The following is a 14711-nucleotide window of genomic DNA, read 5'->3' on the forward strand; positions in this document are numbered from 1 at the left end:
ACTGATCCTGGTACAAGAACTCAAAGGCCCACCCAACTGATCGCAATTCTGAATACGAAGAAGTGGCAAGATTCTTTCCTATGAAGTCAAAGCCCCAAGGAGAAATTTCGAGTACACATTCGCAATTTCAATTCTAACAGACAAGTAAAATCCATGATGAATACAAAATCAGGTAGAAAGGAAAAGGTATATAGAATGGCTCAGTTAAATGGGCTAATTCATATATACCAGGAAAAATGATTATGAATCGAAAATTGGGGATCGTGCTTGGGGTGACTGTTTTGACGTCAATTTTAGGCGGTTGTTCCAATACGTCCGCACAACCGGAAAAAGCGACAGCTGAACCAAAAATGGTGGAAGAGAAAGAAAAGGAAAAAAAACCGTACGAGGTGTTGGAAAGTGCTGTTAAAAAGAACCAGCAATGGACGTCGTGGAGCACGCACACGACCAGCCACATCAAACAGGCGGATATTCATGGCGGGACAGACAAGGTTTTCGAAATCGACAACGACGAGTACGCGAATTATCAAAATCTGGACGACGGCTACTATGGAGCGGCCAGCTGGGATGTGGGTGACTGGGGACAGTTTCGAATCGTGTACGTCAAAGATAAAATGTATCAACTGACGGGCTATAGCGCCAATGCTCCGGCTCCGATGAACGGCCATATTGGATTTAGAGCATTTGAGTTGTCCAAGAAAGCGCTGGAAGCCAATCGGCAGCCAATCAGCATGAACGAGGCGTTTAAGGAAACGGATCTTTTCGAGGCGACGCAAGCGAAAGAAGGGGATAAGACGACGATCGCTTTCCAGTTGAAAGATTCAAAAAAATTCCAGGACTTCTTGTTGAGCGAGGACGAAGACGCCCAATCAAAACGAACACTGGACAATGGTCTGGAAGTAAACGAGAACGATTTCACGCAATACGATTTTACGTATGTGGTTGACAAAGACGGATTCGTCGAATCGTATTCTTATGTCATGACAGAAAAATATACGGAAGACAAAGAGGGAACGTATTCGAGTGAGGTAACCTTCTACAATCCGGATCAGGTGAACTGGGATGTGGAAACGATCGACGCGATTTTTGATCAAATCCCCAAAGATCAGGACGAAGGCGAGTTCACAAGCGATTTGACATTTACAGCGACAAAGCCGGAAGGGAAATAAAACAGGATTGGGATGAAAGAAAGAACAAGGAAAAGACTTTTGCTTGTTGGCATGCTCGCGATGGGATTGGCGGGTTGTGGGGCTTCGCCTTCCTTGGAACAGCCGAAAGCGGAAGAAAAAGAAACGGAAAAACCAACACAGGAAATCATTGAAACGAAAGAGGAAAAAGAAGAGGCGATGCCGGTGCAAAACTGGCCGGTTGTCACGAATGATAACGGAGTGGATCGCTTCGATGTCACATTGGACGAATTTTACGCGACAGTCGAAAGCTTATTTGGCGAGGATCAAGTCATTGAAACCGCCCAAGCGCCACAACCACAAAAAGAAGGCATCCTTTTCGCAAAGGTGGACATGAGCCGGATTCCTCATGTGACATTCAAAAACGGGGTGACCATTTACGCGTTCAAGACGGAAGAGGATTATGTCACCAATGTTAGCGTGCATGGAAAACTCGATCAAAAAGAGACGGTGGCGGACATGTATACACGTTTGTGTCAGGAAATCGACCCGGCTCTCAACGATCCAATGGCGCAGCTCAACGCGTCCACCAATGGATGTTGTGGAGAAGTCAATGTGTTAGACGACGCCAAGTCGCTCACAATGACGACCAATGAGGCGGAAAATGAAATTAGTTTGAGCATCCGGCCTTTTACTCAAAGCGCGGATGCGTGGCAGCAAAGTATTCAGGAGTATTGCACAGTCTGTTCCCCAGCTGTGTAAGTTGAAAACTGGATAAAAATTTAGAAAGGAAAAGGCATGAAAAGAAAAACAAGAACGGATTTTAATCGGGTTCTGTTTAGGGATGAGTTTAATTGGTTGCGGTTCAAGCGCAGAGCCTGTGAATGAGGAGCAACCAGCATTTGAAAAAACTGTGGAAGCGATGAAAAAGGGAATTTCAGCAGTAAAAAAAGCTGGCGAAAACTTTCCTTCCGCAGAAAGCGTAGAGTAAGAAAGTTAGAGAAAGAGAATCATAAAAAGAAAAGTAAAACACAGTCATTTCCCCGACTGTGTAAATAGAAAGAAATCAAGGAGAATTGAGTATGAAAAAAACACATCTTTATGGCACGGTGGCGGCAACGATGTTGCTGGCGCCAGTCACAGCCAATGTTTTAGCGGAAGAAAACGATTCCTTATCGGAAGCAACAGAAGCTCAGGGAGCGGAAGAATTTTCCGATAGCGTGGTATTGCCACCTGAATATGGAGAGGGCAATCCAGCCGATACAGGAACCGGTGGTGGTGAAGGAGAAGCAAACGCCATCAAAGGAGAAGGGCAACCAGGCGAAGGAGACACGGATCCTGGAACATTGGCAGCGCCGGATGCGACCAATTCAGGAACGGAAGCAGGAGATGAGGCTTCTAAAAAAGAAGATAATTCATCAAATGGTGAAACTGGAAAAAGCGGAATAGAGGATGAAGCGGCTTCAAATCAAAAAGAGGTTGCGAAAGCTACAGTTTCAAATAATTTGGATAGCCAAACTAAAGAACAACCGGTTGTTAAGGCCGAGGATGTAGTGATTCCGAAAGAACCAACAATTGATACGGCTGTTACGATTACCCATAACGGGGAAACGATTTCTAAGAAATATTTACATACATATTTTATGGACAGATACGACAGTATTGTTCTCAGAGGAGACGACGGAAAAGAAATTGTTGGAAAATTTAATTTAGGATATATTGATTGGAGCGATCCGATTAAATATACGAACGATAGCTATGGAACTTTTGGAAAAACAATTCGTCTGGATCTGGATGGGTTAGTAAAACAATTTAATGAAAAATACGGTGTAGATTACGAGCTTTATTTTACAGAAAGAAATCATCCAATCGGGTATTTAGACTATGATCAAAGTACAAACGGATGGTTTTTAGAAGATAAGGGCCCTGTGGTTCCAAATGTAAAATCCACGATTTCGTTAAGTATGGTTAAAAAAGAAGTGAGTGAAACCGAAAAACAACCTTCAGTAAAGGAGAAGGACATCAACTTTATCAAAGGCGAGTTTTTAAAAGAGAATCCAACGGTTTCTATTACCGTGGATGGTGAAAAAAAAGTTATTCAGTTGACTCCGGAAATGCTTTACATTGGTCCTTCTAAGGAAATCAATAAGTCATGCACAGTAAAAGTAAATTATGATCAAGTGTTAAAAGCGTTAAATTTAAATAGCGACGAATACATTCGAATTTGCGAGCAGGAATCTAAGTCCAATCCAAACGCATCGCATTGGGATTGGAAATACACCTATGTAAATAATTTTGATTCATTCTATTTAGAATATAAAAATGGAAAATGGGGCATTGTAAATAAAGCCAATAAAAATGAGTATGAAATTTTAAAGAAAGATGTTCCAGGGTTTGTGGAAGCGAAAAAAATAATTGAAAATTTAAAAGTCCATATCGTAGACATCACTACAAATAAAAAAATTTACGAAATGAATTTACTTCCAAATAGCTACGATTATAACTATTCGTTTAGTCAATATTATGTAAATTCACTTTTAGAGGCAGCTATACGGTTGGATTTGGATATTTTTAAATCTCCATATTTGAACGCTTACAATCAATTGATGAATAAAACATATAATCTTGCTGGATGTGAAAGTCGAAGTGAGTGGTCTACGGTAGTTAGTTTTAATAAAGACGGATCATGGAAATTCCATACGCCAACGGAGGTCATGATTTTTGTTCAACAAGACGATTCAGCGAAGCCGACATATAAAATCGACTATGTCAAAGATGGAATTACTTTATCCGGAGAATCGACTTACAATTTCGAAGGAGAACATTTTATAGCCAAGGAAGTTGCGGCCGATTCAGTTAAGGATCCTGTTATTTCAAAATTAGAGAATAAGGTAGTTTACGATTTACATTTTGAAAATTCAAAAGGCGATGAAGTCATTCATGTAGGAACGTATCGAGTTAAACTTCCTGTTCCGCAACAATTGAAAGGAAAGAAATTTGCGCTTTATCATGTTTCGGATTTAGGAACGATTACACAAATTCCATTCCAGATGATTTCAAATGATCAAATTGAGTTTGAAACCTCTATGTTCTCGCTGTTTGTGCTTGGCAGCGTTGTAGATCTTGGAAATCAAACCCAGGTTCCATCCTATCCAAATACAACACCAGCGGATGAGGCAAACAAACCAGTTGTTAAACCAACCGTTAATAAAGGAAACGGAACGAAGGCGATTCCAATTAAAGTGGAATCCATGAATTGGATCGAAGAAGAAGCGGATGCCAAACATTCCCCAAATACAGGCATCGCGGTTCATAAGACAAGTTCTATGTTCACAGGCATGTTGAGTTTAATTGGACTTGGGTTCCTCGTAGGAAAAAAACGGAAGTTTTAAGAAGAACAAAACAATAATCAGGGATGAAAGAGGGAGTGAAGAAAACTTTCTTGCTCCCGTTTTCTTTTAAAGAAAAAATAGAAAGCAGGATTGAGTATGAAAAAAACACATCTTTATGGCGCGGTGGCTGCAACGATGTTGCTAGCGCCAGTCACAGCGAATGTTTTAGCGGAAGAAAACGATTCCTTATCGGAAACACAGGAAGCGGAAGTATTTTCTGATGGCATCGTGTTAACTCCAGAAGAAGGAAATCAATTAGGAACTACGGATGATGGTAGTGACAATGCCCTTGGCGCAGGAGAAGGCGAATCAACAAGTTTGTTGGAAGGAACTTCTAACGGAAGCGATAAGGGTAAAGCCGGAAATTTGGATGCCGGCGCTTCAAAAGAAGAAAAAGTAAGCGAAACTGATGATACGGATAACACTGAACTTTCTGGAGATGAAACGAATTTACCCGATGATTTTACGGATGGAACAAAGGAATTGAAAGCCGATGTTTCAAAAGTGACTGTTGATGATGTTTGTGATCAACCGGTATTAAAAGCGGAAGAGTTTGAGATTCCAGAACCAGTAACGATGGAGACAACGGTCGAAGTTGTTGATACATATGGTGAAAATGTTTCATACTCGATTACGCTAAAGGATTATTTTTCAAAATATGAAATTACACGAGCACAAATCCATAATGCGGAAACTGGAACCATAAACTCGATCGACTTCTCTTTTGACATCAATAAAATTAACATGTCAGAAGTACAAGATCTGACTCGAAAAGGGAACGATTTTAGTGGCACTATTTACTATGATATTCGTTCTGAAGTTGAGGCGTTGAATCAAAAATTTGGAACAAAGTTAACGAGGGATTCTTCTTTTCTTCGTACTTGTATCTACAATCAGAAGCGTAAAACTTGGCAAATCATAGAACCAGGAAAAACGGAAGATTCTCCGGAAGCGAATGTATACCTGTTTCAATTGCCTAATCCTGAATTTCCAAATCCTAAATTAGAATATGATGAACCAGATGTATTCCAAGAATCGGACATTGTGCAAAGTTTTTTACGAATTAAGGATAGTGTAGAGGTCGTTTTCGATAATAAAGACACATTGACGATCAAGCTTACGCCCGCAATGTTGAATGTATATGATTATGCAAATACTAAAGGTAGAGTTGGTGTGAATATCAATATCAAGGCATTGTTGGCGAATACGAAATACAATCAGGATGATTATATAGTTTGGAATAATTCGAAATTGGGTGGATATGTTTTATTAGATGAATGGCATAATAAATTCCAGTACGCAATGATCTTTAAAAAGGATAAAGGTTGGGAATGTCAAGCGTCTCCAGATCTTCTTAAACAGTCAATTTCACTTACTTTAAATTCAAATCAACAATATAAGGAAATACTGGATGTTTTAAGCACATTAAAAGTGCATATCAAGGATAAAAACAGTCAATTTGAAATTCAGGAATTTGATTTTTTACCAGAAACATTTGACTTATATTATGAGGAAAGAACAATCACTGATTTAGAACAGCCAGTGACGAATTGTCGCATGTATTACGATATTTATGCTACAAAGTATATTCAAAAACTGGAAGCATTGACGGGAAAGAAGTATAAACTAACTGATTTTGAAAAGACATGGCATTTATCTGAGAATTCAATAAGCATTTATGATGGGAAATGGTATTACAATGATCCGTATTTGAGAGATAATAATTTTTATCGTGTGGAACCGCTCTTTTATGTCGAAGAGGTTGTTGAACCAGAAAATCCAATTAAAACGGAAGCGACATTCACAAAAGGCAATTACGAAGTAAAGGCCGAGTCCAAAGAAGATTTGACCGGATTGGAAATTGTAATCGACGAAGTGGAAGCGGACAATAACTTTGGATTAACTTCCGATTATCAAACAATAGGGTACGATATTCATTTTGAAAATGAAAAGGGTGACGAGGTCAATCGGACTGGTAAATTTATAGTGCGTTTGCCAATTCCACAACAATTTGTTGGAAAGAATGTTCGTCTGTTCCACAAGGAAAATAAAGATGCCCCAGCCAAAGAGCTGACATTCAAAGTCATTGATGGCAAATACTACGAGTTTGAAACGACTTCATTCTCGTGGTTTATCGTGGCAAGTCAGGAACCGGAGAATCCAAACGAGAAACCGGATCAACCGAACAATCCATCGGACACGAACAAACCAGTTGTTAAGCCAACAGTCAACGAAGGACACGGAACGAAAGTCATTCCCGTCAAAGTGGAAACATTGCGTTCGGTAAAAGAAGAATCCAATGCGGAGCATTCCCCAAATACAGGCATTGCGGTTCATAAGACAAGCTCCATGTTTACAGGGTTCATGAGTGTAATCGGACTTGGATTCCTTGCAAGAAAGAAGCGGAAGTTTTAGAAAGAACAAAATTTGATGAAAGTATAGGAAGCGGAGGAGGGAAATATCCTTTCTCCGCTTTTTTCGTTTTAAGAAGAATGGAAAGGATTGAGTATGAAATCGAATGAGAATAAAAGTGTGAAACCCCAACATTTGGCAGCAGTTGCATTGGCAACAGCCGTAACATTACCGGGTATGGCGATTCTTGCCGAAGAAGTGGAACAAAAACCAGCAGAACAAGATGTGGTCCAGCAAACGGAAAATTCTGAATTTGTCGGGATAACCGATACTACGTTTTACGAGGAGGAAAGCGTTGATGAAGAAGATCCCGATATAAATGAATTCAATGAATCCAAAGAAAAAGAATCGGATGGAGAAGACTTATTTGCGGGTGAATCGGTTGATTATAATATTGAAAACCAAGAAAAAGAAGAATTAGATGATTTTCAAAATCAAAATGTTGAAGACTCAAATACGGATACTTTTCAAAATTATTCAGGAGAAATTGTTGATCAGGTAAAAAAGGAGAATAAAAAGGATCAAAATGAGATTCCGGTTACGGCAGAGGTTAAAGAAGAATTTATTGATGAAACACAATTTTTGGAATTAATAGCATATCAAAAAGAAAATTCGACTAGGGATAAAACGAATAATGTAATTGAAGAAAATGTCATAAGTCCAAAAGTTGCAAAAGAATGGAATATTAAAGGATCAGGGACAGTAGAAGATCCATATCAAATCGCAACAGTAGATGATCTGGATTTTATCAGAGATCATATGAGCAGTCATTATATCCTGATGAATGACATTGATTTATCACATATCGATAGCTTTATTCCTATTGGCAGACAATTAGCCAATTCAAAAGACGAATATTTTACTGGTAGTTTTGATGGGAATCATCACGACATATACGGTGTTAAGATTAATGAACAGGATCCCTATAAACTTGATTATGGTTTTTTTGCAAGAACTGGAGTCTCTGCATCAATCACGAATCTGAATTTGAATGTCTTGATCGATATTCAATTTAATAAAGAACTTAAAAATAGCAGTTCTTTAAATATAGGCGGTTTAATTGGTTATGTTAAAAAACCTGATGACGATACTAATTATGAGAGTATTCTCATAATTGATAATGTAACAATCAGCGGAGAAATTAGAGTGAATTTCGAGGAGAAAAAGCTTTATCCACATATGTATTTAGTTCCTGATCATTATACTCAGGGAGGTACAGCTTCCTACAATATAGGAGGATTAATTGGATGCGGAATTATTGGATACAGAAATCGAGCCGATATAAATAACTCAAATAATAACTCGAATATTTATATTACTGGAGATTTTGAGCGGTTAAAGAATTTTGATTTACATGATAGGTACATTGCGATAGGTGGAATGATAGGCGAAAATTTTGACTATGATGATAATTGCAAAATTCGCCATTCAACCAATTCAGGCAATATCACTGCTCAACTTTTAGAAGAAGAACCAGAAATTGGCGGAATTGTCGGACGAGCTAGCAAAATTATTATTGATTCCTGTATTAATAAAGGTAATATCAATGTTAAAACTCGGTTTCCAAATAGTTATGTAGGGGGAGTTGCTGGGTTTTCAAATTATGGAAATTCCATAAACAACACTATTAATGTTGGAGATATTACAATTAATTCTCCTACGATGAGTATTCGGCATATTGGAGGAGTTTCAGGAACGAGTACTAAATCCCAAAATGTTATCAATGCTGGAAATATTAATATATTGTTACCTACAAATGGTCAAATAGATGAATGGACTAGATTATCGATGGGTGGTGTTTTTGGGGATGGTATACCTGAGGAAATAAATAATCTATACAATATGGGGAATGTTATTTTACTAAATGCAAAAAAGGATAATTTATTCCCAAATCCGTACGCTGGAAGAGTGGTAGCCAGTGCTGATGGATATTATTATTATCGTGATCCTATAGAATATAATGTTTTTAGTTTGCAGAATATCGATAAATTATTTAACATGGAAAAATTGAATACACGGGATGGCGTCGATCTTCCTCTCTATGATATTTATGCCAGGGTAAATAAGATTTTATTGGAGAACGGAATGCCGACATTAGAAGAGCTGGGGCGTCCTATTGAAAGTTTCCCTGGGGAAACAGAAGGTCCAATTTCTAGTCTAGATGTTTCAAAAACAGGAAGAGAAATTGAAGCTGGGAAAATAGAAATTCTTTCTGGCAGTTATAGAAACAATCAAGGAGATGATGTATTAGAAATTGCAAAAAATATTAAATGGATTTCTGATAACGAGGAGATTGCTAAAATAAAGAACATCATGTTAGGAACAGTAAATAAGAAAGAATCATCGGTTGATTTTTCATTATTTATTGAGGGAAATAAGCCGGGTATTACGATGATTCATGGAATTGCCGACGATGGACAAAAGGTAGATTTTCAAGTTACTATCGAGCCATCTATTTCATTTTCAGGATCAGAATCTCGAAATGTAATGTGGGCAGATGAATATAATGATCACTTATTTTTTCCAATGAACTTGGATCCTTCAGCAAAACAACTGGCAGTGAATTGTGTGATGTCGTTTGATGGGGGAAGTTTTTCGAATGATGAATTGCGAGAGTTTATAAAAAGTATGGACTTGACGATGGAAAGACATCATTTAGCATCTACTTCCGATCATGTATTTCCGACCATTGGAAAAGCCACGTTTAAAGTTGATCAGAAAAATAGAGTAACTGTTGTTGTTCCGCTTACTTTAGATACAAATACTTTGTCAGATTCCGCACAAATGGATATGGTACTCACCATCAAAACTGCTGCGCAGAAGAAACAAGTAAGAGTATTTTTAAATTCTGTTTCTTCTATTGATGATGGAGATGGATTGCCAACATCGACAGAAATAAACGGAATTAAAGTATCAAATAATGGAAAACTCATTAAAACCGATCCGAAGACACCTGATATTTTTGTACAAATAAACTGGGTAAAAGGGGTAATAGGCGATACGGCAACGCAGACGACGATTACAAAAAAAATATTATATGATGCTTGCGATATGGTGGCAAAGGTCTTCAAAGAGCATGGATTTAATCTTCATATTGATGCAGGACCTGAATCAAAAGATTTTGTAACCGGGAAATTATGGTCAGAATATGGTTCTTTAGCGAAAGAGCTAGATTATAAACCAGAAAGTTTTCCATTAAAGGATGAGGCTTTGGCGGATATTTTAAAAGATATCTATGAGGATGAGGAAAATAAAATTCGTATGCCAATATTTCGTCAATGTGTCTTATTGGACCGGTTTAAAGATGATAAAGGGACAACAGGACTTGCACATTTGAATGGTGCAATTTTCAGTGTAGCGATGCACGCGCTAGGTGATTTGAGCAATGATGATTGTGTACGGTGGCTAGCTGGAACGATAATGCACGAATTAGGTCATACGCTTGGGCTAAGACATGGTGGAACAGATGATGTGAATTACAAACCGAATTACTTAAGCGTTATGAATTATGCATATCAAGCTGATTGGCAACTTAGGACTAAAAATGCTGCGGGAGAGGTATCGTTTAAAGATTATTTGAATTATTCAGAATATGAACTTCCAGAAATGAATAAAGATTTACTTAATGAAAGAGATGCACAAAACACATATTTTGGCATGATTCCAAAAAAGTTAAAAATGATTATAAAATATAAATATAATAAAGATGGAATGCGGAATTTTTGGCTCTGGGATGAAAATGATAGAAATATTGATTGGAATAGAGACGGAATCATTAGTGATAGTCCAATTAAAGGCAATATCTATACGTCAGAAAACATAAAAGTCATTCCTCAATCCACGAATGATTGGAATCAAATCAAGATATTAAATAGTGCGGTAGGTGGTTTTGGAATGACTTTAGAAGAGTATTTGGAATCGGTTAGGAAACTTTCAGTTGTAGATGAAGAAGAGCTTCTGAAATATATAGAACCAGATCAACCAATAAAACCAAAACCTCCTGTAGATGATCCAAATGAGAAACCGGATACCCCAAGTAACCCATCAGAAAAACCGGATAAGCCGGTTGACAATAATAAACCGGGTGAAAAGCCGGATAAGCCAACCGACAACAATAAACCATCGAATCCGGAAAAGCCTTCAGAAAACAAACCAATGACACCAGCGGAAGAAGCTAATAAACCGGTTGTTACGCCAATCAGCAAAGAGGATACTTCAACCAATGGGGAAACTGTCAACTTGACAAAACGAAATGTGTTCAAAATAGATTCGGTTTCTACAACACGTTCGCCAGAAACGGGATTTGCGGTGAAAAAGTCGAACTCGCTTTTCGCCGGATTGATGAGTGTAGTAGGACTTGGCTGGATTGCCAATAAGAAACGGAAAGAGAAAAGATAATTGAAAAGGAAACCGGGAAGCGATGTGCTGTTCGCCATTCGCTTCTCTGGATTCCGATTCATTTTAGGAAGCTAAGAGAGGAAAATATCATGAATAAAAAAACATGGCTTGCGGTAGGTATGGGACTGCTGTTGTGTATGACCGGATGTTCGAATGCGGAAACTTCCGAGCCGAAAAAAGAAATGGCAAAAACCGAGGAAAAAGTCGTTGAGGAAAAGGAAAAAGAGAAAACACCTTACGATGTGTTGCAGGACGCGATAAAGAAAGATCAGGAATGGGAATCGTGGAGTACCCATACGACGAACAATTATCAAAGGCCGGATTTTGAACAAACGAATGGCGGCAATCCGGTAGAAGGAAAGAATATAACCTACACGAACAACTTAAAAACAAAAGACGCTTTTTATCAAATAATGGAAGAGGTCTATGAGAAATATAACTATAGTTCTTATCAAATTCAAAAAGCTACAGACGAAGAAAGTTTGGAAGTCATGGCGCATCAAGGAGATGGAAACGGTCTGGTAGGGGACATGTTTATAAGGAATAAACTGTCGAATGAGAAATACGAAGTGGAATCTGCCCCATATTCTCTGGATGGAGACTATTTTGGAGAACCGGAACTTTTTGACGCGTCGCAATCGCAGGATGGGGACAATACGATTATTAAATTTACCTTGAAGGATGGAAAAAAATTCCAGGATTATTTGGTAACGAAATTAAGATATGATCCGAAACAGAAACTGCCGGATGGAAGTGAAATCGACTGCTATTTGTATTCAAAATATGAAATGGTATACACGATTGACAAAGATGGATATTTGCAGTCTTATCAGCTGGACATGACCGATAAACAAACGGAAGATTCCGAATCGAACTATACGATCATTTCTACTTTCTATAAAGAAAACGCAACAGAAGTCAATTCGAAAATCATTGACGAGGTGGTTGCGCAAGTCCCTGAAACCGGACTGCATGGCCAGATGGACGTGCCGTTTGAATACGGAGAAATTATAAAACCTTGATGAATTTTTTGGATAAGACGAGGCAGGCTTTTGCCCTGCCTTCTTATTCTTAAAGCCGCGTAAGAGAAACAGGGGATAGAAAAAAGAAAAAAAGGAATTAGAGGAGTTAATGCTATACTTTAATGGTGGCGATGATTCAAGTCGATAGAATACCGGTATCGTGACCGACGATCAAAACTGGGATACGTGGCGGTATCAATAGAAAAGAGGGGAAACGTGAAAAACAAGAAAATTCTTATCGCGCTGACGGGTTTGCTTTTCGTGAGCGGGTGTGGCATGAAGCCCGATCCAAAAAGTGAAAAACCAGCGGAAACTGTGGACGTGGCAGAGGAACCGGAAGAAACGGTCGTACCGAAGCCAACATTTGATTTGGACATTTCCGGGAAATATGTGCATTCGTCAGGCGCCGGCGGATGGGGCGATGAAATGGAAATGGATGAAAACGGCCATTTTCAAGGCGTGTTCCACGACTCCAATGTCGATGAAGTCTTTGTCTATGGATATTCGGGCGACTTGACCGATTTGAAACAGGAAGGGGATTTGAAATATTCGGCGACCGTCAAAAATATGAAGCGGGAGGAAGTCGACACGGATTCGAAGTTTCCCGGCATGTCGGTGGTGGAGTATGAGGAGAGCCCGATGTTTCACGAAGGGGATCGAATCACGATTTATTTGAAAGGCTATCCTTTATCAGAATTGTCGGATGTGGAAAAAAGCTGGATCCAGCCCATCGCGCCTCTTGTCAATGCGACGACGCTGGAAGGTCCGTTTCTTTACAACGAGAAGGAGGAAAGGGGAAGCGTAGCTTTGATCGAACACGATGGAATTTGAACCAATCGGCATGGATTCCACGCTTCAAAGCGATTTGACGTCCGGGACGAGCACATAATCGAGGGATACGATATGGCCTCCGGATATGGTGGAAGACGACCGTGTCGTCTCGATCCAAAGCGGAGAAGCGTATGAACTTTCACTCGATGAATTGATTTCCGCGATGAAGGATTGTGGCTTTTTGTGTTATATCCAATAAGAACAAGTAATAAAAACGCCCGGAATAAGCGATTTGCTTTCGAGCGTTTTTATTTTGTAAAGATTGAAATGAACGCTCGGTTGATTCGTATTTTCCATCAGGAAAGAGACATTTTTTTCGTTTTTAAACAAACCGACGTTCAAACCGACATTTATACCGACACTCAAACCGACATTTTTCCTTCATTCAACAAAATCCGGGAAGGCCTCCCGGATTCGTTTAAAATTTGTCGATTTCCTCTTTCAAAACCGCGATCATCTGATCCTGCGGAATCTTTTTAATGACTTGTCCTTTTTTAATCAGCAAGCCTTCGTCCTTGCCGCCCGCGATCGCGATGTCGGCATGTTTGGCTTCGCCCGGCCCGTTGACCGCGCAGCCCATGATGGCTACCGTCATCGTCTTGTTGATTTGCTGGAGATAGTCCTCCACCCAGTTGACGACCGGTTCCATGTCCCATTGGGTGCGGCCGCACGTCGGGCAGGCCACCAGATCCGGCACGTTTTTAAGTAGCTTGCAGTCTTTCAGCAATTCCTTGACAATTGGGATCTCCTTGGCTGGCGAGCCATTGACGCTAATGCGAATCGTGTTGCCAATGCCATCCAGCAAAAGATTTCCCAACGCCAAAGACGATTTTATGGCGCTCGTCATCGTCGTGCCCGCCTCCGTCACACCTAAATGCAGCGGATAGTCGAATGTTTCGGACGCCAGTTTGTACGCCTCGATACACAAGATCGGATCGCTCGATTTAAACGAAAGCACTGTATCGTAAAAGTCGAGGGATTCCAAAATCTCGACATGGCGTCTGGCGCTCTCGATCATGCCTTCCGCCGTCGGCTTGCCGTATTTTTCATGAATGTCCTTTTCCAGCGAACCGGAATTGATGCCGATACGAATCGGGATGTGACGGGCTTTGCACGCCTCGACGACTTTTTCGACATTGGCGCGCGAGCCGATATTGCCCGGATTGATCCGAATCTTATCGACGCCGTTTTCGATGCATGCCAGCGCGAGCTTATAGTCGAAATGAATATCCGCCACAAGCGGAATGTGAATGTGCTCTTTGATCGTTTTGATGGCCTTGGCGTCCTCCATGTCCATGCAAGACACGCGGATGAGCTGGCAGCCAATCTTTTCCAGCTCCAAAATCTGGTCAATGACCGCCTGCGCGTTTTTTGTCGGCACGTTGCACATCGACTGGATGATGACCTCGTCGTTGCCGCCCAGCACCAGATCGCCGACCCGTACGCTTCTTGTTTGATTTCGTTTCATAATTTACCTCACTTATTCGTTTGGAACTTGATATGGATTCGCTTTGAGTATACCAAGTTCA

9 protein-coding genes are annotated in these 14711 nt (G+C 39.8%); 8 read left to right on the top strand and 1 reads right to left on the bottom strand.

Going from position 1 to position 14711, the window contains the following annotated elements; genetic code table 11:
• Positions 1 to 242: 242 nt before the first annotated feature.
• The 8 genes from E5336_RS07415 to E5336_RS07445 all read left to right on the top strand — a co-directional run bounded on the left by E5336_RS07415 (position 243) and on the right by E5336_RS07445 (position 13182).
• Positions 243 to 1169: a hypothetical protein gene (locus E5336_RS07415; protein WP_135980480.1), complete on the top strand. Its 927-nt coding sequence runs from the start codon at positions 243 to 245 to the stop codon at positions 1167 to 1169.
• 12 nt (positions 1170 to 1181) lie between these two features.
• Positions 1182 to 1889: a hypothetical protein gene (locus E5336_RS07420; protein ID WP_135980481.1), complete on the top strand. Its 708-nt coding sequence runs from the start codon at positions 1182 to 1184 to the stop codon at positions 1887 to 1889.
• A gap of 82 nt (positions 1890 to 1971) precedes the next feature.
• Positions 1972 to 2118 (top strand): hypothetical protein, encoded by a 147-nt coding sequence (locus E5336_RS12410; RefSeq protein ID WP_168353595.1) that lies wholly within the window; start codon positions 1972 to 1974, stop codon positions 2116 to 2118.
• A 91-nt stretch (positions 2119 to 2209) separates the two neighbouring features.
• Positions 2210 to 4519: an ICP22 family protein gene (locus E5336_RS07425; protein ID WP_135980482.1), complete on the top strand. Its 2310-nt coding sequence runs from the start codon at positions 2210 to 2212 to the stop codon at positions 4517 to 4519.
• 96 nt (positions 4520 to 4615) lie between these two features.
• Positions 4616 to 6934 carry a hypothetical protein gene (locus E5336_RS07430; protein WP_135980483.1) on the top strand — a complete coding sequence of 773 codons (2319 nt, stop codon included), beginning with the start codon at positions 4616 to 4618 and terminating at the stop codon, positions 6932 to 6934.
• 93 nt (positions 6935 to 7027) lie between these two features.
• A complete protein-coding gene (locus E5336_RS07435) occupies positions 7028 to 11329 on the top strand; it encodes a hypothetical protein (RefSeq protein ID WP_135980484.1) in 4302 nt (1433 codons plus the stop codon).
• An 89-nt stretch (positions 11330 to 11418) separates the two neighbouring features.
• Positions 11419 to 12351, top strand: a complete 933-nt coding sequence (locus tag E5336_RS07440; protein WP_135980485.1) for a hypothetical protein — start codon at positions 11419 to 11421, stop codon at positions 12349 to 12351.
• 216 nt (positions 12352 to 12567) lie between these two features.
• Positions 12568 to 13182 (top strand): hypothetical protein, encoded by a 615-nt coding sequence (locus tag E5336_RS07445; RefSeq protein ID WP_135980486.1) that lies wholly within the window; start codon positions 12568 to 12570, stop codon positions 13180 to 13182.
• 418 nt (positions 13183 to 13600) lie between these two features.
• On the opposite strand, the gene ispG is transcribed toward E5336_RS07445, so the two are convergent.
• A complete protein-coding gene (gene ispG / locus E5336_RS07450) occupies positions 13601 to 14650 on the bottom strand; it encodes a flavodoxin-dependent (E)-4-hydroxy-3-methylbut-2-enyl-diphosphate synthase (protein WP_135980487.1) in 1050 nt (349 codons plus the stop codon).
• Between the last annotated feature and the right edge of the window lie 61 nt (positions 14651 to 14711).

This window comes from Dubosiella muris, from assembly GCF_004793885.1.
GTDB lineage: Bacteria > Bacillota_I > Bacilli_A > Erysipelotrichales > Erysipelotrichaceae > Dubosiella > Dubosiella muris.